The sequence below is a fragment of the Bacillus sp. GbtcB14 genome, assembly GCF_019091205.1.
GTDB classification, from domain to species: Bacteria; Bacillota; Bacilli; order Bacillales; family Bacillaceae_G; genus Bacillus_A; species Bacillus_A cereus_AG.
Window position 1 is genome coordinate 485,097 of the sequence record NZ_JAGXJT010000002.1, and the last position, 26,173, is coordinate 511,269.

Genomic DNA, 26,173 nt, shown 5'->3' on the forward strand with positions numbered 1-26,173 from the left:
TAATCTCTGGATTTAAATACAGAAAATTCACTCTTCACTTCTTTTAATTATATATGAAACTATTAAATTTTTGGTAAAAATATCAATTAGCAATAATAAATTGTATAATTTTGTATTATTATTGCGTTTTTTGGAACTAATCACTATAGTTAAACTATAAGAGACTCATTTTATAAGAGGAGAGATTCGGATGAGTACGAATTGGAAAAGTATCGAACACCGCATTTATACAATGTGTATGGTTCAGCGGAATAACGAAGTATTGCTAATACAGCGCCCCGATCATCTAGGCTTCCCTGGTTACATCGCTCCTGGCGGTAAAGTAGATTTTCCAGAAAGTATCGTTCAAGCTGCTGAACGAGAAGTAAAAGAAGAAACTGGATTATTTGTTTCAAATTTGACTTTTAAGGGATTAGATGAATACGTAAATCCGAAAGAAAATGTTCGATATATGGTATTTAACTATTGGACAGATTCATTTGAAGGCGAACTTCTTATAGACCCTCCAGAGGGCGAATTATTATGGATACCAATCGATACAGCATTAAATCTACCTATGCAAGATTGGTTTAAAGAGAGATTCCCATTATTTTTTGAAAAAGGTACGTTTGAAATTCAACGTGTTTGGGACCGAGACTTAGATAAACAAGTTGCTATGACAATTACTCATACGTAAAAAAGCTTGGAATCTCTCCAAGCTTTTCTTACTTCTCCTCTATTTTCTTAATCTCATAATCAATTTCTAAAAATTCGATTCCGAATATCCACATTTTATGGTTAGCTTCTAACATTTGATTTGCGCCCTCTTTAATAATAAAAGTCTCTGCTAATGGTAAACGTATTGTAAAGAAACGAGTATGTAAATAAATCCCCTCATCTCCCTTACTATTTCTTCTCAGCTTACTAGTAATGATTAAATCATTACACTTATTACGTAATTTCAAAACTCCCGTCATATTCGAATATGGTAAAGGTAATGCAATATTCATATATGTCTCGTTCATATATGTATGCTTTGAGTAAAGAGCTAAAAAAATAGACTCTCCTGCTTCATTTTTTCTTAACCAAGCCCTTACGTTCTCTCTTCCATCTTTCTCATCTATTACACCAACGATAGAGCCATGCATCGTTTCCCACTTGCCGCCCATTCCTAAATGTATTTGTCCTACACGTTTACTCATTTTCTCATAACAAAATGCAAATGGACGGAACCAACGAGCCCATTGAATATTCGATTGTAACTCATACGCTGTTGTATTTTCATAAAAGCGAATAATACTCATAGGAATCTTTGTCACGTCAAATGCTTCACTATGAAAATCATTCATTTTATCAACTAGACCACTGTATTCCTTGCCATCTACTAAATTTCTACTATGTAAAAATGCTCCACCAATCTTCACTTTTCCTCTTAACCTGCTCATTGGTTTCCCATAGTATTTATAATTTGGAACACTCTTTTCAATCATCCAACCGACAAATGCTGGCAACGCTACTCCAATTCCATTTACCACACCGTGAATCCAAACCATTTGTGCAATTGTAATCGTCATTACTTGTTTGAAATTTCCGTATGAGTATATAAGTGAGAACATAATTGTTACCATGAGCGTACTAGACGAAATAATTAAGAGAACCTTTGCAGTGATAGAATTAAATTTCGCTTTCCAAACGTAAATACCATATCCATAAATAGCACATAAATATATGAACACTGCAAAAAATTCAAATATCCTTGAGTATGTAATTCCTATCGCAACTGTCATAGGTGAAATAACTATGATAAACATAATTACATCATATACTTTACTTCTCTTTTCTCTTTTCCTTCCTACTAAACCAGCTGATAAGGGCAATAGAAACGCCGAATAATGAAAGTGGGCAGCTGTGAGTAAAACAATATCAGAACTAAAGTTCATAATTGAAAGCCTTGCTACTGAAGCAAAAAACCAAAAACCACCTAAAAACAAATAAATAAACGCACTATCTATAGCCGTTTCTTCTAATGGCTTCCATCCTCTTTCTAGTAATCTATTTATACCGAATAACGCAACGATCCCCGTATATACAAACCAAATTATCGCAAAGAAATATTGATTTGTTACAAATGATAACATTGCACTAATTGCTGCGACCGGATATAAAAACGATACGGCTTTATAAAATAATACATACGATCCATTTCGTGTTCTTGTATCAATAATACAAAATGACATCGGTATAAATAACAAAATAGATAATAATATAATTGCTTCAACAGGGTTTACATACGGCCACTCACATATTAGAAAAACAATATAACAAGCAAGACCAAATATTATATTTCTCATATCGTTTATTCCCTCTCTACAAATGTTCCTTTATATGAAAATAATGAACTAATTAACGGATTTCGTACTTGTACGTGAATTCGAAAACATTGTAATTCGTCATCATAACTTTCAACAATTTTTGCCTCTCCGTATAAAAGTTTCGGCAAAGGAATTTTTCTCCCAAACATATAAAACCATTGTTTCTTTGAAGCAATATGCATTGCTCCTAACTCATCAATATGAAAATTTAAAGTAGAAACGAGGATATGTGGTTCACCAAAATAATCTACAATTTCATTATTCTCTTCATCCAGTTGCATAACCGCATTAAAATATCTTTCCTTATCATGAAAATAAAACGTGCGATTCCACCTTACAATTTCTATTCCATCTTTATCTCGTCCAGCAGTATTATGTATCACAAACGGAACTTTTTTCCCTCGCTCAGAGAAAAACATTCGGAACTTCGATGCAATTTTCAAAATCAATTTAACGAAAAAAGAGCCACCGTAAATTTCATCCATTTCCCCTTCCCCAATAAAGCTATTTTCCTTCGTTATCGCATATCGTTCCTGCAATTTTGGATGAAGCCTTTTATAAGAATCCCCTAATAGTCTTTCATACATATTAGACATACATTATCCCTTTCTCGTCCTCTTGCAATTTTTTGCACTTGGCAAATCGAAGCTATTCATATAACCGACAATCGATACTCCAATTAGAAGCAGATTTAACGTAATTGGATTAAATGGCTCTGTAAAACTTGCAACATTCGTAAATCCTGCTGCTATCGTTAAGGCTATTAACATGAAAATATGTAGTATAAATAAATTACGTTTTGGAAATGGAAGTAACCATATGACACCAAAAATAACTTCTAACAACCCAATTATTTTAAGAATAAAAATACTATTTTCAGTTGAATCAATTATGACCGAAAGCATTTTCACTTCTTCTGGATGGGTAAAGATTATTTTCGGTACAATCCCTTGATATAGCCATACAAAAGCAAATAAAAAACAAACGAGCCAATATGTCATTGTTCTTCTAATTAGCAACCTAGGATGAAGCCCCTTTTCTAACCATAATTTTAAAGCATCAAAACTCCAAGCAGTCGCAGAACCTAATAACGGGCGAAAAACATATGAATCTATTACATTCCCTATACGACCAAATCTTGTATCATAATCATATTGTGTTTCAAAATGAATATATTCATTATTCGGTGTATATTTCCAATACCCACGTCCAATTTGTATAAGTGATAATTGATTGTCTGTCCAAAATTTCAAAGAAGAAATCCGTTCTCCAGTTTCTTTTCTTATCTCACCTAGCGATTCCCCTTCTCCGGCTATTTCAAGTCCAAATCCAATTTTTGTCTTATATAAAAACTTCTGTGGTTCTCCTGCTTTTTTCTCTAAATACGTGATTTCTGTAAAACGAACATCCCACTCTGTATGTATATGTGGTTCTTGTGTATGCTCCCATAATTTCTCCATTGTTGTGTTCATTTTTGTTGCTACATAAATAGGCTGTATCTTCCCCATCCTTCCACCTCCTATACTCTATATTTTTAATGTACATGCAATGAATTGATTTTGCTACATTTTTCACAAACTAATCCGAATAAAAGATAGAATTTTTAAAATATATATAAAACACTTGATTCCACGAAAAATTTAAATTATTATAAAACAAATGTTACCAACAACTTCATAAATCAAACACTCTCGCCTAAAACGTGAGATAGAGGTTGCAATACTTATGATTATTCTAATGGAGACACAGAGATGTCTATGAAATTAGATGAAAGGAAGTATTGCCGAAATCGATAATTTTCTCTGCATTTATCGATTGGGGCTGTTTTCGAATAGAAACAGAACTGTCATATGTACAGAAGTGTACGTGTGAAGAGCTATCTACAAAAAAGAGATATCATTTTCATGGTATTCCTTTTTTGGCGGTTTTTTTATTAGCTCCGTTTTCTGTTTCCCTTTTCCTGTAACAGCACCATCCTCACTTATTTGAGATGGTGTTTTTTGCTTTTCTCTGGTAACTACAGGAATATTGGGATTTATATATGTCCTAATCTATTCTTAAAAATGGATGAAAGAAGGAATTCGTAATGGAAACGATTGTACAAAAATTCGGTGGCACTTCTGTCGGAAATGTCGCGCGCATTCAACATGTAGCAAATTTAATTATTGAAGAATATGAACGAGGGCATAGTATCGTCTCTGTCGTTTCAGCAATGGGAAAGAGCACAGATGAACTTGTAGCACTTGCTAACGCTATTACAGAAAATCCGAGTAAACGCGAAATGGATATGCTTCTATCAACAGGAGAACAAGTAACCATTTCATTGTTAACAATGGCACTACAAACAAAAGGTTATAACGCGATTTCATTAACAGGATGGCAAGCTGGTATTACGACAGAATCTGTACATAGTAGTGCACGGATTACTGACATTCATACAGATCGAATTCAATCTTATCTTACTGAAGGTACGATTGTTATCGTAGCTGGCTTCCAAGGAGTTAGTGAAAACCATGAAATTACAACGCTTGGCCGCGGTGGTTCTGATACAACTGCTGTTGCATTAGCCGCTGCATTGAAAGCAAAAAAATGTGATATTTATACAGATGTAACAGGCGTATATACGACGGATCCACGAGTTGTAAAAGATGCTTATAAATTAGATGAAATTTCTTATGACGAAATGTTAGAACTTGCAAACCTCGGTGCTGGTGTATTACACCCTCGTGCTGTTGAATTCGCTAAAAATCATAATGTTATTTTAGAAGTTCGCTCAAGTATGGAACAAGAAAACGGAACAATTGTAAAAGGAGAATGTAACATGGAACAACAATCAATCGTTAAAGGTATTGCATTTGAAGATAATATTACACGTGTCACAATAAAAGGATTAGAACAAGGATCGCTTTCCACTGTTTTCTCTACATTAGCAGCTGCACATATTAATGTAGATATCATCATTCAAAGTATTACAAATGAAGGAACTGTTCATCTCTCCTTCTCCATCCACTCGAGTGATTTAAAAGAAACTTTAGAAGTGTTGGAACAAAACCACGAAGCACTTCACTATGAATCTGTAGAACATGAAAATCATTTAGCAAAAGTATCAATCGTAGGATCTGGTATGGTATCTAACCCTGGAGTTGCCGCGAATATGTTCACTACTTTAAAAGAAGAAAATATTCATATTAAAATGGTAAGTACATCAGAAATTAAAGTGTCTGTCGTTATTGACCGCCTTCATTTAGTAACAGGTGTTGAGGCGCTGCATCAATCATTTATGGCGAAAATTGAGCCTTTAGTGCAGATGAGTTAATTTTCACCGGTAAAACTTAAAACAAATGAGATGAATCTATTTCCTTCCTATATAAATAGAAAAAGAGCGGGAATATTTTGTGGGAAAGTCGAAGTCGTTCTATAGAATAACAACTACACTATCAAGTTCTTAAAACTACTTGGACATGATAGTATTCACGAAATAAAGTTCATACGTATCTCAATAGTAGAAGATTTTCGAAGTGTTGTTCGTTAACAAGATGCTATATGATATACTAAAAAAACACCTTGTCACATTCTCCTACACTGTGACAAGGTGTTTTTGTTTAGAAGGAATTTGTAACTTTTTAATAGTATAATTATGGAGATGCTTAGATAACACACTTTTATATATAAGGAGATAAAGACAATGACAAAAAACAAATTACTAAGAATGGACAATGTCAGCATCGTTGTAGAATCCCTTGATAACGCAATCTCTTTCTTCGAAGAGATTGGTTTGAAACTCGAAGGGAGAGCAACTGTCGAAGGTGAATGGGCTGGTCGCGTAACCGGACTCGGTTCTCAGTGCGTAGAGATTGCTATGATGGTTACCCCAGATGGCCATAGTCGAATTGAACTTTCGCGATTTCTCGCCCCAGCTACTATAGCAGATCACCGAGCAGCTCCTGTAAACGCCCTCGGTTATTTGCGCGTCATGTTTACCGTTGAAGACATTGACGAAATGGTAAATAGACTTACTAAGCATGGTGCAGAGCTCGTTGGCGAAGTAGTTCAGTACGAGGACTCGTATCGACTTTGCTACATTCGTGGAACCGAAGGCATTTTAGTCGGTTTAGCGGAAGAACTCGGTAACAAATAATGAAGTGATGTATTATATATTAAACCACTATATTTTTAACCACGTCCTAACTTTAGAACGTGGTTATGCTTGTTTGAGCTTTTAAAAATGTATTATCATTTTACACATAGATTTCAAGACTCTATCCAAATCGTTCTTTAACATATTACCAACATCCAAAAATCATTATAAAATAATTTAATTATTCATTTTATCCTTTCCTAGGAAATATAACTGACTCTTCTCATTTTATATCTTATCGCTCTTTCCCATGAAAAAACGATCTATATTCATTCAAAATAACTTTCTTCACGTCAGAGTAAAAGACCATCATGAATAGTGCAACGCCTAAGACAACCACCTGTATTCTTTCATAGTCAATGAAAGCACTCATAATTAATAAACCGCAGCCAATATAAAAACCAAATTCATTCTCTTTCTCAAAATCTTCATCTTCTTCATCAATATGTATTTTCTCTTTAAAGCTTTGGTTTCCTTTTATTAATTCATCTAGCATGACATTATACATTTCGCTAAGCAAAATTAAATTATCAATATCCGGACAGCTTTTATCATGTTCCCACTTATACACAGCTTGCCTTGTCACACCAATTTTCTTAGCAACATCTTCCTGCGAAAACCCTTTTGACTCTCGTAATCTTTTAAGTTGTTGTCCTAAGCTCATAACGTCCCCTCCTTTAACAAATTATTACATAAAAGGATCCAAAAAAGAAAGAAACCATTAGTAAAACTCACTGTAAACCACTCGTTTACACTATAAAAAAGAGAGAATAACTCTTTGAGTTATCCTCTCTCTTCTATTAAAACAGATGAATGTTTTCTTTTTTGCAAGCTTCACGTAAATCGTCAGGCCATACAGAAGATTGAACTTCACCGATATGTGCTTTTCGTAAGAAGTACATGCACATTCTTGATTGTCCAATACCACCGCCAATTGTTAATGGTAGTACGTCTTCTAAAATACCTTTATGGAAATCGTACTCACGTTTGAAATCTTCACCTGTTTTCGTTAATTGCTCATCAAGTGATTTGCTATCAACACGAATTCCCATTGATGATAATTCGAATGAAGATTGTAATACTGGGTGCCAAAATAAAATGTCACCGTTTAATTTCCAATCATCATAATCAGCTGCGCGCCCATCATGCTTTTCACCTGAACGAAGTGCATCACCAATTCCGATAATGAAGACTGCACCGTGTTCTTTTGCAATTGCATGTTCACGATCTTTCGGTGTTAATTCTGGATATTTATCTTCTAGTTCTTGGGAAGTAATGAAAACAATTTCTTCTGGTAAATACTTTCCAAGGAACGGATACTTTTCAAATAAGTGGTCTTCTAAATATTTGAATATTCCATAAATTGTTTGTACTGTTTTTTGTAAGTAATCTACAGTACGCCATTCTTTTTGAACGATTTTTTCCCAATCCCATTGGTCGACGTAAATGGAATGTGTTGCATCAAGTTCTTCATCACGACGAATCGCGTTCATGTTTGTATATAAACCTTCACCAGCTTCATATCCATATTCATGTAAAGCAAATCTCTTCCACTTCGCTAGTGAGTGAACAATTTCTAATTCTTCTCCTGAATGTAACATATCAAATTCAATTGGACGTTCTACACCGTTTAGATGATCGTTTAATCCTGATTTTTTCGTTACGAATAATGGTGCAGATACGCGGAATAGTTCAAGGCGTTTTGCTAATTGATCCTCAAAAAATGTTTTAACTTCCTTAATTGCGATTTGAGTCTCTCTTACTGTCATTAATGATTGATACATGGTGGTTTCCTCCTAAAATGTTTGGATGTTGTGAAAAGAAGCCAACAAAAAAAGCCCTTCTTTCCCAAAAAACTGGGACGAAAGACTTTGGTTCCGCGGTACCACCCAAATTAGCAACAGAGGTTGCTCACTTATACAGTACGGAGATGAAATATCTCGATACTGTTCTTCTTGTAACGGCGAAGTACCCGGCTAAGTCTACTTTCCTGTAAAGGATTTCGGTTAGCAACTCCAGGAGGTTCTTCATAATAGGCTTCGTATCAGGCTCACACCACCCCTGACTCGCTTAGACTACATCCTACTACTACTCGTCCTTTCATAGTCGTTTTGTTGTCACATCTCTGAAACATTTTATTAATGATTATTCTATACAAAAAATAAAGAAAGTCAACAAAAATTTAAAAATATTTTTCAATTCTTTATTTTACGGCTTTATTGATTGTTTTCAATATAACATCTTCACTTCTTTTGCCTTGTTAATCCAAAAAACGTTTCACTAAGCGAGACTAACATATACACAACAAGTAATGTAATCGTTCGAAATATAGAATCCGCAGTATTTCGTATTATTTTCATTTTCTTTATAATTCCTTTCAGTTTACTTGCAAATTCATGTTATACTATAGCATTCAAGCAGTTTATTTTTACTTAAAGTAAACATAGTCATTTATAAAGAGTATTTTCTAAATCATTGACTATTATCAAATAAGATTTTTATATAACGGAGTGATCATATGAGTAAAACGAAAGCAAAACCGAAAAAAGGTGTAGGACAAGGTACAGGAAGTAAAGGGTGGAACCGTTGGCAATCAAGTGCAAAGAAAAAGGCAGCTGCCAAGCCATACAAAAGTAAAGGCACAAAGAAGTAATCTAAATAACATTTGATTTCTTTACTTTGTACAAAACAAAATATAATTATTACAACAAAAAAGCTATGCCCTCATACATTTGAAGGCATAGCTTTTTATGTTAGATCATTAAAATATCTCGAATTTCTTCCTCAGTAATTGAGGACAATTTCTCTTCTCCCGGCTCAATCACTTCAGCGATTAAATTTTTCTTACTCTCTTGCAGTTCATGCATTTTTTCCTCAATTGTTCCGTGAGCCACTAATTTAATAACTTGTACCGTATTTTTTTGTCCCATTCGATATGCTCTATCTGCTGCTTGTTGTTCAACAGCTGGATTCCACCATAAATCGTACAATATAACCGTATCGGCACCCGTTAAATTAAGACCCGTACCACCAGCTTTTAAAGAAATGAGAAATAGATCCCCTTCTCCTTCGTTAAACCGGTCACATAGCTCTACACGTTCTTGCGAAGGTGTATTTCCGTCTAAATAAAAGTATGGAACAGCTTGACGGTTTAACTCACGACCAATAATAGACAGCATCTTCGTAAATTGAGAAAAGATTAAAATTCTCTTACCAGTACTTCTGCATTCCTCTAATATCTCTAACAGCTGCTCAAATTTAGCTGAACTCCCCTTGTAATCATCAACGAATAAAGCGGGATGATTACAAATTTGTCGTAATCTCGTTAAGCCAGCTAAAATTCTAATTTTATTTTTACGTAACGTATCTTTATCTAAATGCTTTAACGTTTCTTCCCTTAATTTCGCTAAATAAGCAGCATATAGTCTCTTTTGATCTGGTAATAACTCCGATGACTGTAAGTGCTCTATTTTATCTGGAAGCTCCTGTAATACATCTTCTTTTAGTCGTCTTAATACGAAAGGTTTTACGCGCTTTGCTATATCTTCTCGCCTTAAATCACCGAATTCTTTTCTTCCCGGTAATAATTCCGGAAAGACGACATGGAAGATAGACCATAGCTCTTCTAATGAATTTTCTACAGGCGTTCCCGTTAGTCCGAAACGATGCTCAGCTTGAATAGTTTTCACTGCTCTTGCAGTTTGCGTTGTAGGATTTTTAAACGCCTGTGCTTCATCAAGAAATAGTGTATGAAACGGCCTCGCATACGATCTTATATCTCTTCTCAGTAACGGATATGACGTAATTACGACATCAAATTCCGCTACGTCCTTTAAAATTTTTCGTCGTTCTGTTTGATTTCCATCTGCAATAACCGCTCTAATATGCGGGGCGAATTTTTTCAATTCACTAAACCAATTGTAGACGAGCGAGGACGGTGAAACGACTAATATAGGTAGCTTCTTCTCCCGAATTTCAGGCAAAACAGAATCTATAAAAGCAATACTTTGCAGCGTTTTTCCAAGTCCCATATCGTCTGCTAAAATACCGCCAAAACGGTAATAGGCAAGTGTTTTCATCCATTCGAATCCGTATACTTGATACTCTCTCATTACAGCATGTAAAGTTTGCGGTACTGTAAACTTTAATTTTTTCGGGTTTTGAATGCTTTCAACTAAATCTTGAACAGACTCATCTAAACTTAAAACATGACCCTCGTGAAGTCCGTTCATCCATTTTACACTCCGAATAAGCGGAACATTCACTTCTTCCCCGTGTAAAAACTCTTTTCGAATACCTGATTCTTTTACAAACTGATTAATTTCATTAAACTCTTTGCTCTCTAGTGATAATAAAGAACCATTCGCTAATCGGTAATATTTGCGTTTCTCTTCAAGAGCGACTAATACACCTTTAATTTCCGCTTCCGGTATTCCTTTTATATCAAAACGAAATGACAACCAATCAATTCTTTCTTTTCTTCTTACCCGAATAAGAGGCGCTGTATCCCCTTTATGAATACGTAATTTGATTGCTGTTGTCGCGTAAATATCAACTAAGCCTTTTAACGACGGAACGACGTGATATAAAAAGTTATACTCCGCTTCTTCATTATGCATAAAATAGCCGCCTTCTGTTTTTGCAAAGGCACTTTCACTCATAATGTCTAAAATCTCTTTTTCCTTTTTCTCATCACGATTAAAAACAGACGGCTGTCCGTCTTCTTCTAACGGATTGATTATGACATTTCCATAATGGAATTCAAGACCTGCTAACAAACGATTTTTCACTCGATCTAAATATAGCTTCGCTTTTAGCGACGGCGTTTCAACACGATCTGATATTACTTCATCAATGCGTACCGTTCCTAGTTTCATTAATCCTGGCACAACTTTCGCTACGAAATGTTCCATCTTATTTTCAGGAATATAAAACTGATTGCTATTTGAGCGGCTCATCATCTTTTGTAGTTCAATAAGTCGCATACAATCTTCCATAGGCAAATGATATAGTTTCCCATCGTAAAGAGCGTTGTTATACATTTCCATAACTTGAACACGATTTAGGCCGGCTATATGAAGTGTGAATCCACCATTATTTCCTTTCGTAAATTCAAAATGTAATGGCAATAAACCGTTTGACATTTGTAAGCCATGAAACAGCTGCTCATTTTGTTTCAGCTGTACATACTCAACTTTAGTAAGTGAAGAGAGCATATCTTTCCACGAAGCTGGCGGTATGAATATCATACTTTCATCTTGTTTCGCATGTACTTCTAACGCATCTTCATACATTTTTTCATTATGATACATTTTAATGAGTTGTTGTATAATCGCGTCCGTTTCTTGTTTAAAACTGTGTACATCTGGCGTGTATGTAAATTCATTGGAACAATGAAAAGTCTCTCTCTTCTCCACTTTAGAAAGAAATTCTCTAATATGATTTATAAAATATGTTTTCGCAAGTTTTAACTGAATTCCAAGAAGGGCCCCACCACTTTTCGTAGCCACTGGTGAACATATAAAGGCAACATCTAATATTTCACGTGTATCAAAACGGTGTTGTTTACTTTTTGGCCTCAGTGGTTTGTCTGCAAACAACTGAAACATCCCATTCGTTAATTGATCATTTCCGCTCATATTTTCACTACTAGCAGGGAGCATGCCACCCGTTTGCTGATTATAATTTATTTGTATGAGTACGGCTGCAACATGTTGACAGTACGTTTGAAAAGACGCTAACGAAGGACAACTACATCTCGCAACTACATCTCCCTTTTTAGCTTTTTCTACTGTAACATGAAAATCTTCATTCCCTTTTACCGTCGCCTCAAAAATTTCTTTCGTTTCATCATAATGATTCACGATTACTTTATTTGCTTTATAATAAGCTTCGCCTCTTTTATATGAGGTTTCTCCGCATACTTCTTTAATAATCGATTTATTTAATGTAAAACTCATTGTTTTGACACTTCCTTAATGTAAAACCATTTTCTCTTACTTAACATTTTACATGCTTCACGAGAAAATATAAAATGTTGATTTAACAAAAAAAGATGCTTATTTATAAGCATCTTTTCACTCTATCTCCATCAACCGTTTCGCCTCAAAATACAACACTTGAATAAATTTTTTCGTATTAATTCGTATGTGGCCAGAAGTTGCTACTTCATCCTTCGTCATTTCTGTCATCCGTTTTCTAACTACAGTGAAATCAAAAAATTTTGGAGCATAGCTTTCAAATTTCGGATTTGAAAAGTCCGTTAGTCCGAGGGAGGCTAAATGATTCAATGATTGATAAATCGCTCTTCTTACACGTTGTTCAGATGCTTTTCTTTCCTTATCTATATCTGCATCCGAAGCTATATGATCTAATTTTTTTAATGTTATTTGGTGAAAAATATCTTTTAATGCCGGAAATCCAAATTCAAATGTTTGCGCCTTTTCTTGTCCATATAAATATTCCAGCATACTAAGTAAATCTTTACTTCCGTTCTCTCCCGCAATACCTAGCTCTGATAGTAAGAAGCGTCCGGAATCTGCTATCTTTTTTGCTTCTTGCACCGGTTCATTGCGCATTTGCGGCTGCTCCCACTGAAACACGTTATTCAATGATTTTTGAATATCATGTATGGAACGCTCCAAGCGAATCCGTTCCATTACTTTTCGTACGACAGATTCAACTTCAATTTTGTTTAGTGGTTTCGTAATATAATACTCAACACCAAGTGTATACGCCTCACCAATGAGCTGTTTCGATTCAACTTGGGAAATCATAATAATTTTCCCATTGAATGAAGGCGCTATATGGCGAACTGTTTCAATGCCGTCTCTCATTGGCATGAGTAAATCAATAAATAAAATATCTACTTTTTTATAATTTAACTGTTCTGCTTCAATAAACGCTCCATCTTCCGATTCTCCAATTACTTCCCCAAGATCGCCATCCTCAATAATTTGCGAAAGCATTGAACGGAAAACTTCATCATCATCTACAATATAATAAAACAAACCTATTCCCCTTCCCGCTTTAAACTATACTCCGGTAAACAAACGATAAACTTACACCCTTTTCCAGTTTCATTGTCTTCTAATCTTACTTCTCCGCCAAGCTCTGTTACCATTTCGTGTATGTAAGAAAGTCCAATACCTGTGGACGGTGTTCCCGTTTGATCATACTTTGAAGTAAACCCAGGCTTAAATACTAATTCCTTATACTTTTGTGCAATACCAGGGCCATCGTCAATTACTTCAAAGATTACATGTTGATCCCATTTATATAACTTAATATTTATGAGACCTCTATCTTCAATTGCTTCCACTGCATTGGCAACTAAGTTATTAAAAATTGATAAGACTGTATACACGGGATATGCAGCGTGTTCACCTTCTATATGTTTAGAAAAACGTATATCTTTCTCTAGCATTTCAGCATACTTTTCATTTATTCTTACAATCATTTCTGTAAGCTCATGTCCTTCTACATACTCAGCCACATTTTTATCTAATAACAGTTTAGATAATCCTGCAAAAATTCTTTGATTATCTTTTTTTATTTCGTGCACTTCTCCTGCTATTTTCAATGCTGTTTTACTACTGGAATCATCGTTCGCTTGTAAGTTTCGATATAGTTGATATGCTTCTTGTGTAATCAATTCTGCATTTTGTAACGTTTTTTTCAAATGAACAGATTCTACATATAAATTGGACAAGTGCATTAACATTTTTTCATTTTCTTTTCGAACTTGTGATTCTTTTAATTTCGTTTCATATAAATTCATCATATTTAAAAAACCGAGTGCAAAGAAACTACGAAAAATAGCAATAATAATTAACTTATTCACTTCAGAAATTGTTATTGTTGTACCGAGCACTACCATATGATATATCGCTAGTTCTGACATACTTGCGATCATTTCAATTGTAATCCCAAGGCAACCAATAACAATTGGATTCTGATGAAACTTATTCACCCTACAAAGCGAAAAAAGACTTCCATAAATAAAATAATAAAAGAACACAGGATAGCGCAAATAAAATGATTCTGTCATATGAAATGAACCTTGCATAATCCAGTCAAGACATACGCGGAATAAAACGACACATATTCCGACAAGAACACCTGCAGCTGCTGCTGGTATTCTTCTTAAAAATAGTAATAAAAAGAAGAAAAGCGGTGTCCCAAAGCTAACGCGAAACGTATCGTTAAAAGGATGAAAATTAAGCTCTCCAGCAATCGGAACAACAACCATTAATATAATTAAAAGGGATATATCTTTCTTCCATAACTGATTCCAATTCAAAGGTGCCACTTCCTATACTTTTTGTCAGTAGTAAAAGTGAAAGCCCGTTTATTATAATAAACGGGCTTTATTTCTATATTCTAACCTTTTCTACCGCTTTTATTTGGCGATACTCTGGCTCCCAGATTGCTTCCTTCACTGCAATCTTGATATCGTTATCACTTAAGTTCTCTCTAGCAACACCTTCTGCAACAGCAACTTTCGCTACTTCAATTGCAACCATTTCCGAGATATTACGTAACTCTTCAACTTCTGGCAAAATAGGTGCTCCTGGCTGACTTGTATCTACCATGCTTGCAACTGCTTCCGCAGCTGCTGCAAACATTCCATCCGTCATGACGCTTGCACGTACGACAATTGTTCCAAGACCAAGTCCCGGGAAAATAAGTGCATTATTCGATTGTCCAATCACATACGTTACACCGTTATACGTAACCGGTTCAAATGGACTTCCTGTTGCAACTAACGCTCTTCCTTCTGTCCACTCAATTAAATCAACCGGTTTTGCTTCAGCAAGTGGCGTCGGATTCGACATTGGTAAAATAATTGGTCTTTCTACATGAGAAGCCATTTCTTTAATAATCTCTTCTTTGAATGCTCCTGCAACAGTTGATGTACCAATTAAAATTGTCGGTTTTACATGCTTCACAACTTCAGCAAGTCCGATCACATCATTTTGTTTCCACTCACTTACTTCCGCTTCTCTTCTTGCATATGGAATTTGGAAATCAAGAAGATCTTCCATATTATCTGTAACTAACCCGTTACGATCAATACACCAGAAACGCTTATATGATTCTTCTTCTGATACGCCTACGCGGACCATTGCATCTCTAACTTGATCCGCGATACCGATTCCAGCCGTCCCAGCACCAAACACAACAACGCGGTGTTCACTTAGCGGTACACCCGAAACTTTCACTGCCGATAACACAGCCGCAAGTGAAACTGCACCTGTACCTTGAATATCATCATTAAATGTACAAATATCATGACGATATTTATCTAAAATTTTTCGTGCATTTCGAGAACTAAAGTCTTCCCAATGTAATAGTGCTTTCGGGAATTGCTTACTTACCGCTTGTACAAACGTATCAATAAACTCATCGTAAGCTTCACCAGTTATACGAGGGTGACGGTTTCCAATATAAAATGGGTTGTTTAATAGTTCTTCACGATTTGTACCTACGTCTAGAATTACCGGTAGTACACGACTAGGATCGATTCCAACCGCAGCCGTATAAACAGCTAATTTTCCGATGGCGATGTTAATACCACCAACGCCCCAGTCACCAATTCCAAGTATGCCTTCTCCATCTGTTACAACGACTAAATCAATATTTTCTGCTGTTGCACCGATATTCGCAAATGCTTCTTCAATACCTGACGAATCGTTAATTGATAAATACACACCACGTGGTTTACGATATTCATGACTATATCTTTGAATCGCTACACCGACTGTTGGTGTATATACAATTGGTAACATTTCACGTAAATGATTTGTTAATATACGATAAAATAATACTTCATTTCGATCATGCAATGCTGTTAAGTATACATTCTTTAATAAATCATCCGGCTGAGAACAAAATTGCTCGTATGCTCGGCGTGCTTGTTCTTCTAATGTTAAAACTGCTGGCGGTAATAACCCTTTTAAACCTAATTCTTCTCTCTCTTCTTGCGTGAAAGCGACCCCTTTATTTAAAAGTGGTGTTGATAATACTTCTACTCCTCTTAATGTCGTTTCTAATGAACCATTAGAAGCTACTGTAAACTTACTCATAACATCCCTACCTCTATTCATATATAGCATTTCTATATTGTAAACAAAAAAGAGGGGCTTGTCCCCCCTCTTTTTTTAATTTTTCTTTAAAAGAGTTGCTCCTGCAATCCCTGGGTGTGTCATTTCGAATGGATCTAGAATTAACTCTAAGTCTTCTTGTGACAATACACCATTTTTCACACAAAGTTCTCGAACGGATTGCCCTGTCGCGATTGCTTCTTTCGCAACGCGAGCTGCTGCTTCATAACCGATATGAGGGTTCACGGCTGTAATAATTCCTACACTCTTCTCAACATACTCTTTTAAGCGATCTTCATTCGCTTCAATTCCTTTTAAGCAATTATCTGTAAAGGCACGGAAACCATTATTCATAATGCTAATTGATTGAAGTAAGTTGAAAACAAGTACTGGTTCCATAACGTTTAATTCTAATTGTCCTGCTTCTGAAGCAAGGCAAATTGTATGGTCGTTACCAATTACTTGGAATGCAATTTGATTAATTACTTCTGGCATAACAGGGTTTACTTTCCCTGGCATAATAGATGAACCTGGTTGACGAGCAGGTAGCATAATTTCCGCTAAGCCAACACGTGGACCTGATGCCATTAAGCGAAGGTCATTTGCAATTTTAGACATATTCATCATACACACTTTAAGTGCTGCAGATACTTCAGTGTATGCATCCGTATTTTGCGTTGCATCTACTAAATCTTCTGCACCAACAAGTGGTAGTTCACTAATTGTAGCTAAATGTTTTACAACTGCTTCAATATATTCTGGATCCGCATTTAAGCCTGTACCAACCGCAGTTGCTCCCATATTTACTTCATATAAGTGTTGACGTGATTGCTGAATTCGTTTCATATCACGTTCAAGTACGCGAGAGTACGCTTTAAATTCTTGTCCAAGACGAATTGGCACAGCGTCTTGTAAATGTGTACGACCCATTTTAATAACATGATCGAACTGATCTGCTTTTAATTCAAATACATCGTGCATATAGCCCATCGTTTGTAATAAACCTTCTAATGCGTTTAATGTTGCGATATGAATTGCCGTTGGGAATGCATCGTTTGTTGATTGCGCCATGTTTACATGACTATTTGGACTAATATAATGATAGTCTCCCTTTTCCATTCCTAATAATTCAAGAGCACGATTGGCCATGACTTCATTTGCATTCATGTTCATTGAAGTACCTGCTCCGCCTTGGATTGGATCCACGATGAAATGATCATGCCACTTTCCATCAAGAATTTCTTGAGCGGCTTCTGCGATCGCGCCGCCCTTGTCCAACTCCAATCTTCCTACATCTGTATTAGCAAGCGCTGCAGCTTTTTTTACAATTGCGAACGCTCTAATTAAACCTTCATGGATTTTGTATCCTGTAATTGGGAAGTTTTCAACCGCACGCATTGTTTGTACGCCGTAGTATGCATAGTTTGGTACTTCTTTTTCACCTAAAAAATCTTTTTCAATTCGAACGCCATTTTTAACTTCAGTTAATGTTGCCATGATTATTCACTCCTTAACGATTTCTTATGCTGCTTTTGTTTCTTTGACTGTTTCTACATATTGTTTTGCTTTCTCGTCATCGAATTCGCCTTCCCACTTCGACATAACAATGGCCGCTAATGCATTTCCTAATACATTGACAGCTGAGCGAATCATATCTAAAATGCGGTCAATTCCCGCAATCAATGCGATGCCTTCTAGCGGTAATCCCATTGATCCTAACGTTGCTAATACAACAACGAATGATGCCCCCGGAACTCCCGCCATACCTTTGGATGTTAACATGAGAACGAATAATAGCGTTATTTGCTCCGTCAGTGACATGTGAACACCGTACATTTGTGCAACGAACAATGCCGCTAACGCTTGATAAATAGCTGATCCAGTCAAGTTAAATGTATAACCTGTCGGAATTACGAAAGAGGCAACTGCCTTTGGACAACCGAACTCTTCCATCTTTCTCATTATATTAGGTAAAACAGCTTCTGAACTTGCTGTCGTAAATGAAAGAATAAGTTCTTCTTTTAAAATTTTCATTAATGTAAAAATGTTTACGCCAACCATTCGTGCATTAATACCTAATACAATCACAACGAATAGTATAACAGTTACGTATACAGCTAGCACTAGTTTTCCTAAAGGAAGTAGTGTTGCTACACCAAATTTTGCAACCGTAACAGCAATTAATGCGAATACACCAAATGGTGCGAATTTCATCACTTGATTTGTAACCCAAAACATCGCTTCAAGTACACCTTCAAAAAAGTTAAAAACAGGCTTTCCCTTTTCACCGATTGCTGCAACTCCTAAACCGAATAGTACTGAGAAGAATATAATCGGTAATAAGTCACCTTGTGTAATAGACTCAAATATATTTTTCGGTACAATATGAACAATCGTTTCTGCAAAGCCTTTCTTCTCTGTTGCATCTGCTGTTTGTTTATAAGAAGAAATATCACTTTGCTGTAAATTACTCATATCAACGCCAGTACCTGGTTGGAATATATTCGCTGCAAGTAATCCCATTAAAATAGCAATCGTCGTAATAATTTCGAAATAAAGAATTGTCTTACCGCCCAGTTTCCCAAGCTTTTTCATATCGCCTACACCAGCTACCGCAACAATTAATGCTGAAATAACAATTGGTACTACAATCATCTTAATTAAGTGAATAAATATATCCCCAATTGGTGTGATATAAGAAATCGCCGTTTTATTGCCATAAAAGACTGCCCCTACTACAATCCCTAAAACAAGCGCGACAAAAATTTGTGTTGCCAATCCGAATTTTTTCATTTATGTTCATCCCCTTCATGCGAACGCTTTCAATTTGAATTTATAAAAGCTACTCACACATCTTATAAGCAAACCTACAAAATCATACAAAAACCTACAAGTTCGTCACAAAAAATTCGAAAATTTTTCTTTTCTTTTTCATTGACACCTTTTCATTAAAAAGAAATAAAATATACTTGATAAGTAGTCAGATTGTTTCGTATAATCAAAAAGATATATACTTACAAAAAATCAAAATGAAAAGGAGTGGATGGTATGAAAAATTATGTACAAAAATTCGTCCTATCTTCTTCTTTTCTTTTTCATTTTCTTCAAAAGGAACAAAGGCATTTGCCTTTGTTCCTTTTTTATTGCGATCTATATAGGGGGAATTGTTATGAGGCCATATAAACGTGTCTTAATTAAATTAAGCGGCGGTGCACTTGCCGATCAAACCGGAAATAGCTTTAACTCCAAAAGATTAGAACATATCGCAAATGAAATTTTATCCATTGTTGATTTAGGTATCGAGGTATCTATCGTCATCGGTGGCGGTAACATTTTCAGAGGTCATTTAGCTGAAGAATGGGGAATTGATCGTGTAGAAGCTGATAATATTGGTACGTTAGGTACAATCATTAATAGCTTAATGCTACGCGGCGTGTTAACAAGTAAAACAAATAAAGAAGTGCGCGTTATGACTTCCATCCCGTTTAATGCTGTAGCTGAACCATACATTCGCCTCAGAGCAGTACATCATTTAGATAACGGTTATGTTGTCATTTTTGGCGGTGGTAACGGGCAACCGTTCGTTACGACAGATTATCCAAGTGTTCAAAGAGCCATTGAAATGAATAGTGACGCAATATTAGTCGCAAAACAAGGAGTAGATGGCGTCTTTACTAGCGATCCAAAACATAATAAATCAGCGAAAATGTACAGAAAACTAAACTATAACGATGTTGTTAGGCAAAACATACAAGTCATGGATCAAGCCGCTTTACTACTGGCCCGTGATTATAATTTACCCGCACACGTCTTTAACTTTGATGAGCCTGGGGTAATGAAAAGAATTTGCTTAGGTGAGCATGTCGGGACATTGATTAATGATGATGCTTCATTGCTTGTGCATGAAAACTAATTATTTCTCATTAAAAAAGGGTGTCTATAAAAGACATCCTTTTCCATTAACCCTTATAAATAAAAATCCACCAATCCTGCTAATCTCTCCTTACAACGCTCCCAAAACGATAACTTCTCAAAAAATTCTTTCGTCATTTCTTTCGAATCATGAAAATCTTGCGCTAATGCCGTATTCACTTCTGATACGATAGTTCCCCCATGAATATACAAGTTCATCTCATCATTTATATAAAAGCTACGAGCCGTAAAGTTTGTAGTACCGATAACGGTTAATTCATTATCAATAAGCATTAACTTCCCATGAAACATCCCTTTTTTATAACCGTATACCGCAATCCCGTTATTAACAGCTTGGCGAATATAAGGATACGCTGCTTCTTTAATAAGAGGAATATCTGGTTTATATGACCAAAGTACCTTTACTGTAACACCACGTTTTTGCGCTTCAATTAAAGTATTCATTAGTTCTTTATTTTTTGCTATAAAATAAGGGGTTGTAATTACGATTGAATGCTTCGCTTCTTTTATTAATTCGATATATTTTTCAGCGACGTGATGCCCATTGTAACTAGCCATAGAATGCAACGTGTTCCCTTTACTAGCTTTATTCGTACTTCTCTTTATATGTTCTGTCGTATCTCGTTTCCAATCTAAAGCGAATTGCTCTTCTAAATCTTTTGCTCCTTCTCCTTTTATCCGCACATGATAATCACGCCAATATCCAAATCGCTTATCTTTTCCTAAGTACTCATCTCCCATATTAAACCCACCTGTATATCCAATCTCCCCATCAATCGTCGTAATACGGCGATGATTACGATGATGAAGTGAATAAAAGCCAAATGGCAATTCAGGTTTTCTACTATATGTAAAATGCACACCACTTTCCCGCAATTCATTTATCATCTTTCTTTCAAATGATAAATCATTAATGCGATCAACGGATAAATAAACGTTTACTCCTTCTTTTGCCTTCTCTTTTAATAAGTTTAAAAAAGTATGGCTACTTTTATCATCCGACAAAATATAAAAATACGTGTAAATAGATTGCTTCGCCTCTCTTATATCCGTAAATAACTGTTTATAAAATGACTTCCCTTCTACATATAATTGAAAGTCACTATAATGAGGAGCGTACTCTGTCGGCATATTTTTCCCGGCTTCCATTTTCCTTCCGAGCGTAACGTCTATATGCATACAAATTAAAATAAAAATAACAATCGCAATAATAATAGAAGTAACTCGCAATATTTTTTTAATCATTTTGATTTCCTTCCGCTCAAATTACTTTCTACTTCGTAGTGTTTCATTTAAATATGTTTTCATACGAAATGTATTTCTTAATTTTTAATCGATGTTAAACAGGTAAAGGAGAGGAGAATATGAGAAAAGGAAAAACCCCTATTGTTTTTATCCCAGGGCTTTTCGGTTCTATGAGTAATATTATTATTCCTGGTACCGGTAATTGGAGCTTCGGACTTTCTGCGTTTATTTATGAACCATTCATCATGATTTTAGAAAGTATGGGGTACAAACGAAATAAAGACTTGTTCATCTGTTTTTATGATTGGCGACAGCGCATTGTTTTTTCTACCCAAAAATATTTATTACAAACGATTGCCTATGCGAAAAAAATTACAGGCTGTGATAAACTAAATCTAATATGCCATAGTATGGGCGGGCTTCTTGGACGTACTTACGTTCAAAGTGACGAATATAAAAATGATGTGAACCAGCTTATTATACTCTGTACACCAAACGCTGGATCTCCGGCAAATTATAGTTATTGGACTGGAGGTAGTCTTCCTGTCCATGCCTCTTCTAAAATAAATATCGTTCATTTTTATATGGAACAATACATTCACTATTTAAGCACCTTATATAACACGAACACAGTTGAGGCGATACATCTTTACTTTCCAGGATTACAAGATGTTATTCCGTGTAAAGATTACGGAAATTATTTATTTATAAGATCTGGCTCTTCGATTGCATTTCTTCCTTATAGTGGGATGAACACGAAAAACCCTTTCCTCGATACATTAAATGAAAATAGATTTATGATACAAAAAAGAACTATTGAAACTACATTCATTGCCGGAGATGGAGAGGAAACCATTCAATATTTACAAGTTGTCCCTTCACATTCCAAACTGAAATGGACAGACGGCAAAGTCGTCGGTGATATACTTACAAAACATGGTGATGGTAACGCTGTTCTACATAGCGTTTTTCTTCTAGAGGGAAATAAATATGTTGTGCATGCTTCACATAACGAAGTGCTCTACAAAAGCATTCCTATATTACAAAAGATACTCTAAATTACGAACAAAAAAGGTGCGGCATGAAGCCACACCTTTTTATATTTAAACAAAGTTTCTCGCATCATTATTTCTTCCAAACTTATAAATTGCAATTAAGAAGAATGCTACCGCAAAGGCGAATAAGATTAAAATATTTACATACAACTCTGAAAATGGAATTCCTTGTTGTAGTTTTGATACTGTATCTAACAACCATCTCTGCGGAAGAAAATCAGCTACTTTTTGCACCGCTTTTGGCATAATGTCATATGGAAAATAACATCCAGCGAGTAAACATGTTGGTACAATAATCATATTTTGCAGTGCATTTGCTGATGCTGAGTTTTTCGAAAAAGCGACAAGGACTAACGATATTCCAATCGCTATTAAAGCAAATAGCATGAGTACACCAATCATCACTATGAAAGGCATATTGATATTTATATGAAAAACATTCGTTAGGAATAGAATTGTAATCAGAATTTGTACTGTTAATAGCATCATATTTACCCCGACATTAGATAATATAAATTTCTTCCCATCTATTGGCGTTGATAAGAGTCTAAAATACGTTCTATTTTCTTTTTCTTTTAAAATATAACCTGATAAGTTCGCTGCTGAAAATAGCATAAACATAATAAGATAACCCATCGTTTGGTTTGTCATATCTTTATTTTTCGAAGTATCTTCTAGCGTCTCAGTTTTCATTTTAATTGAACCTTTTTGATATCCTGCGTACATACTATCAAATGCACTTTGATCTGTACCTGCTACTTTACTAATAGCTGCTACATTATCAATATAATTGTATAAATATGATTTTATAAATCCTGTTACTTGATCGCCTTTAATCGATGAAATTTCAATATGAGCTGGTTTCCCTTCTCGAACACTTTTTGAAAAACCAGAATCTAATGTAATAACTCCATCAAGTTTTTTGGAAGTGAGTTTATCTTCTACTTCAGATTCTTTAATTTTACTTACCTTTACATGATTTAATCCTTCTAAAAATTTCACCGTATCATTTGCTATAGATTGATTTTCTTTATTTATAACCCCGATATTTAACGTCCCTTGCCCCACATTCCCATACATTGAGAAGGAGATTAGTGTTCCGATTATCGGCAAACTAATAATAATGAATAACCCTTTTTTATTTTTCAAAAGTACAGATAACGTTTTTTGTATGAGCCATAAAATATCTTTCATACTATAGCCCCTCCCGTCTACGTAATGCAATAATCGCAATTAATAAAAAGAATGCTGAAATTCCAAGGTTTAAACATATTACTGGCAGTGCTGCTCCTACGTCATTTGCATAAATAATTTTCATGACAGCTGTGTTTGCCCACGTTAATGGTGATAAATTCGTAACAAAATTTTCTTCTATTACGAAATATGCACCACCAAAAATAGAAGCTAATTGCACAATAACCATAATAATCGCTCTAGATGATTCCGGTGTTTTTGTAATATATCCAATTCCTAAACCGAAGCTAATTGCTAGAAAGACTTGTGTTAATAAAATAAGAAATATGATTCCAAGATGGTCGCCCCAATTCGCTTGAAAAACATATTTACTAAATAGCATAACGAGTAATATGCACAGGGCATTTGCTACTAGGCTACCAAGTACTTTTCCAATGAATATTTCAGCCTTACTTATAGGTGCAGCAATGAGACGATCTCCTGTTTTACGTATCCGTTCTCCTCGGATTAAAGAACTTGCTCCCATCGCAGCATATAGTGCAATCATTGTTGTCATTACAACCGCATAGTAATCCATAGAACCTGGTTTTTTCGCAGCTTGTAAAGATGTTTCTTTTATATAATCATTATGATTTCCATTTGAAATAACTGCGCTCACCTTACTAGGATCAACTTTTGCAACTTCAGCCGCTACATTGTACTTATCAACAAATGTTGTAAGCATGCCTTCCACAATACTTCCCTCAATACTACTTTTGTCACTTCCGTAAAATTTCGCACCATCTTTATTTAACTCTACATAAGCAGCATATTTATTTTGCTTCACTTCTTCTTTCCCATCTATACTGCCGGAAGCTTTTTTAAAATGAATACCTGATTTATCGACTTCTTTCGTAAATGCTGCAAACGATTGAGAAAGTGTGCTACTTGCTTCATCTTTATATAGCACTTGTATATCCTTAATCGATTGACTATCACTATTAAATGCATTCGTTAACGCTGTTCCTAACACAAGCATAAGCACAATAGGAAATGCTAACATAAAAACTAAAGTTCTTACGTCTCTGAAATCTCTTTTAATATGCATAACTGCAATATTGAAGATGTTCAATTGTTGAACCTCCCTTTACCTTTTCTTCATTTACCTTTTATTTATCTCGTAAGTTTCTTCCAGTCAACGTAAGAAATACTGTTTCTAAGTTTGGAGCCTGTTCCTCTAACGAACGGATTTCAATGTCATGATTAATGAAGTGCTGAATAATTTTATTTAAATTGTTTACTCCTGCATCCGAGTTTACCTTGATTACGTTCTCTTCAATTTGAACAGCTTTCACACCATTTATCTCTTTTAACTTTTCTACATCTAAATTTTCTACTGACTTCACTTCAACCCAAATGTCTTTCGTATCAGTAATAATCGCTTTTAACTGTTCTTTCGTACCTTCTGCTATCACTTTACCGTGATCTACAATTGCTATTTTCGTACAAATCTCTTCTACTTCTTCCATGTAGTGGCTCGTGTAAATAATCGTACTTCCCATTTCATTTAATTTCCGAACAGACTGAAGGATATAGTTTCTTGACTGTGGATCAATTCCAACTGTCGGCTCATCCATAATAATTAACTTCGGTCTATGTGCAATTGCACAAGCGATATTCAGTCTTCGTTTCATCCCGCCAGAAAAGTTTTTCGGGTAACTTTTATGTTTATCGCTAAGCCCCACAAATTGAAGTGCTTCCTCTACTCTCGCTTTTAATTCAGTCCCTCTTAGCCCGTACAGTCCAGCAAAAAATTTCACATTTTCATAGGCAGTTAACTCTTCATAGATTGCAATATCTTGCGGAACGATACCGATATTCATCTTCGCAAACCGATTATGTTTCTTTATATTTTTTCCTAATATGCTAATTTCACCTTCATTACTTCTTAACAACCCAGCAATCATATTTATCGTGGTACTTTTACCAGCACCATTTGATCCTAAAAAGCCAAATATTTCTCCTTCTTTAATAGATAAAGACATATTATCTACCGCGATGAAATCACCAAATTTTTTCGTTAAATTTTTAATTTCTAATGTATTCATCATTTCACCCCTATTTCGGTTTCTCTGCTTTTAGTATAAACAAAAAAAATGAACCTGCTCAGTG

General features: G+C 35.2%; 21 protein-coding genes, 1 riboswitch and 1 other annotated feature. Of the genes, 6 read left to right on the forward strand and 15 right to left on the reverse strand.

Features of this window, described 5'->3' with window-relative positions; all coding sequences use genetic code 11:
* The first annotated feature begins 190 nt into the window (after positions 1–190).
* Complete coding sequence (locus KVT31_RS07400; protein ID WP_088095956.1) at positions 191–676, forward strand: 8-oxo-dGTP diphosphatase; 486 nt, start codon at positions 191–193, stop codon at positions 674–676.
* 28 nt (positions 677–704) lie between these two features.
* On the opposite strand, the gene KVT31_RS07405 is transcribed toward KVT31_RS07400, so the two are convergent.
* From KVT31_RS07405 to KVT31_RS07415, 3 genes are read right to left on the reverse strand one after another with little or no spacing between them, the layout of a single operon-like run.
* Complete coding sequence (locus KVT31_RS07405; protein WP_088095955.1) at positions 705–2,330, reverse strand: YndJ family protein; 1,626 nt, start codon at positions 2,328–2,330, stop codon at positions 705–707.
* 5 nt (positions 2,331–2,335) lie between these two features.
* The gene (locus KVT31_RS07410) at positions 2,336–2,947 is read right to left on the reverse strand and encodes a DUF4166 domain-containing protein (protein ID WP_088095954.1); all 612 of its coding nucleotides are present in this window, start codon (positions 2,945–2,947) and stop codon (positions 2,336–2,338) included.
* A gap of 3 nt (positions 2,948–2,950) precedes the next feature.
* Complete coding sequence (locus tag KVT31_RS07415; RefSeq protein WP_088095953.1) at positions 2,951–3,859, reverse strand: DoxX-like family protein; 909 nt, start codon at positions 3,857–3,859, stop codon at positions 2,951–2,953.
* Positions 3,860–4,051: 192 nt separating this feature from the next.
* A riboswitch (Lysine riboswitch) is annotated at positions 4,052–4,238 on the forward strand.
* Between the two features lie 199 nt (positions 4,239–4,437).
* Between KVT31_RS07415 and KVT31_RS07420 the strand changes: the two genes are divergently transcribed.
* The gene (locus tag KVT31_RS07420; protein ID WP_088095951.1) at positions 4,438–5,667 is read left to right on the forward strand and encodes an aspartate kinase; all 1,230 of its coding nucleotides are present in this window, start codon (positions 4,438–4,440) and stop codon (positions 5,665–5,667) included.
* 369 nt (positions 5,668–6,036) lie between these two features.
* The gene (locus KVT31_RS07425) at positions 6,037–6,489 is read left to right on the forward strand and encodes a VOC family protein (protein WP_088095950.1); all 453 of its coding nucleotides are present in this window, start codon (positions 6,037–6,039) and stop codon (positions 6,487–6,489) included.
* Between the two features lie 235 nt (positions 6,490–6,724).
* Here KVT31_RS07425 and KVT31_RS07430 read toward each other — a convergent pair whose 3' ends face one another.
* Together KVT31_RS07430 and asnA are read right to left on the reverse strand one after the other, a co-directional pair.
* Positions 6,725–7,153, reverse strand: coding sequence for a helix-turn-helix domain-containing protein (locus tag KVT31_RS07430; RefSeq protein ID WP_088095949.1), 429 nt, complete (start codon positions 7,151–7,153; stop codon positions 6,725–6,727).
* Between the two features lie 136 nt (positions 7,154–7,289).
* A complete protein-coding gene (asnA, locus tag KVT31_RS07435) occupies positions 7,290–8,273 on the reverse strand; it encodes an aspartate--ammonia ligase (RefSeq protein ID WP_088095948.1) in 984 nt (327 codons plus the stop codon).
* A gap of 70 nt (positions 8,274–8,343) precedes the next feature.
* Positions 8,344–8,602 (reverse strand) — a binding site (T-box leader).
* A 405-nt stretch (positions 8,603–9,007) separates the two neighbouring features.
* Here asnA and KVT31_RS07440 point away from each other — a divergent pair.
* The gene (locus KVT31_RS07440) at positions 9,008–9,142 is read left to right on the forward strand and encodes a DUF3934 domain-containing protein (protein WP_000047588.1); all 135 of its coding nucleotides are present in this window, start codon (positions 9,008–9,010) and stop codon (positions 9,140–9,142) included.
* 100 nt (positions 9,143–9,242) lie between these two features.
* Here the strand turns inward: KVT31_RS07440 and KVT31_RS07445 are convergent, their stop codons facing one another.
* The 6 genes from KVT31_RS07445 to KVT31_RS07470 all read right to left on the reverse strand — a co-directional run bounded on the left by KVT31_RS07445 (position 9,243) and on the right by KVT31_RS07470 (position 19,388).
* A complete protein-coding gene (locus tag KVT31_RS07445) occupies positions 9,243–12,449 on the reverse strand; it encodes a DEAD/DEAH box helicase (protein ID WP_088095947.1) in 3,207 nt (1,068 codons plus the stop codon).
* A 117-nt stretch (positions 12,450–12,566) separates the two neighbouring features.
* Positions 12,567–13,499, reverse strand: a complete 933-nt coding sequence (locus tag KVT31_RS07450) for a response regulator (RefSeq protein WP_088095946.1) — start codon at positions 13,497–13,499, stop codon at positions 12,567–12,569.
* Between the two features lie 2 nt (positions 13,500–13,501).
* On the reverse strand, positions 13,502–14,800 hold the full coding sequence (locus KVT31_RS07455) for a sensor histidine kinase (RefSeq protein WP_088095945.1): 1,299 nt from the start codon (positions 14,798–14,800) through the stop codon (positions 13,502–13,504).
* A gap of 64 nt (positions 14,801–14,864) precedes the next feature.
* Complete coding sequence (gene malS, locus KVT31_RS07460) at positions 14,865–16,577, reverse strand: oxaloacetate-decarboxylating malate dehydrogenase (protein WP_140392415.1); 1,713 nt, start codon at positions 16,575–16,577, stop codon at positions 14,865–14,867.
* Between the two features lie 75 nt (positions 16,578–16,652).
* A complete protein-coding gene (gene aspA / locus KVT31_RS07465) occupies positions 16,653–18,092 on the reverse strand; it encodes an aspartate ammonia-lyase (RefSeq protein WP_088095944.1) in 1,440 nt (479 codons plus the stop codon).
* A 24-nt stretch (positions 18,093–18,116) separates the two neighbouring features.
* On the reverse strand, positions 18,117–19,388 hold the full coding sequence (locus KVT31_RS07470; RefSeq protein WP_088095943.1) for a cation:dicarboxylate symporter family transporter: 1,272 nt from the start codon (positions 19,386–19,388) through the stop codon (positions 18,117–18,119).
* A gap of 376 nt (positions 19,389–19,764) precedes the next feature.
* Here KVT31_RS07470 and pyrH point away from each other — a divergent pair, with 376 nt between their 5' ends.
* Positions 19,765–20,508, forward strand: coding sequence for a UMP kinase (gene pyrH, locus KVT31_RS07475; protein ID WP_088095941.1), 744 nt, complete (start codon positions 19,765–19,767; stop codon positions 20,506–20,508).
* 53 nt (positions 20,509–20,561) lie between these two features.
* Here pyrH and cls read toward each other — a convergent pair whose 3' ends face one another.
* Positions 20,562–21,773: a cardiolipin synthase gene (cls, locus tag KVT31_RS07480; RefSeq protein ID WP_140392414.1), complete on the reverse strand. Its 1,212-nt coding sequence runs from the start codon at positions 21,771–21,773 to the stop codon at positions 20,562–20,564.
* A gap of 119 nt (positions 21,774–21,892) precedes the next feature.
* Between cls and KVT31_RS07485 the strand changes: the two genes are divergently transcribed.
* The gene (locus tag KVT31_RS07485; protein ID WP_217613517.1) at positions 21,893–22,831 is read left to right on the forward strand and encodes an esterase/lipase family protein; all 939 of its coding nucleotides are present in this window, start codon (positions 21,893–21,895) and stop codon (positions 22,829–22,831) included.
* A 45-nt stretch (positions 22,832–22,876) separates the two neighbouring features.
* On the opposite strand, the gene KVT31_RS07490 is transcribed toward KVT31_RS07485, so the two are convergent.
* From KVT31_RS07490 to KVT31_RS07500, 3 genes are read right to left on the reverse strand one after another with little or no spacing between them, the layout of a single operon-like run.
* Positions 22,877–24,022, reverse strand: a complete 1,146-nt coding sequence (locus tag KVT31_RS07490) for an ABC transporter permease (RefSeq protein ID WP_088095938.1) — start codon at positions 24,020–24,022, stop codon at positions 22,877–22,879.
* Position 24,023: 1 nt separating this feature from the next.
* Positions 24,024–25,133 carry an ABC transporter permease gene (locus tag KVT31_RS07495; protein WP_088095937.1) on the reverse strand — a complete coding sequence of 370 codons (1,110 nt, stop codon included), beginning with the start codon at positions 25,131–25,133 and terminating at the stop codon, positions 24,024–24,026.
* Between the two features lie 37 nt (positions 25,134–25,170).
* On the reverse strand, positions 25,171–26,109 hold the full coding sequence (locus KVT31_RS07500) for an ABC transporter ATP-binding protein (protein ID WP_088095936.1): 939 nt from the start codon (positions 26,107–26,109) through the stop codon (positions 25,171–25,173).
* Positions 26,110–26,173 lie beyond the last annotated feature (64 nt).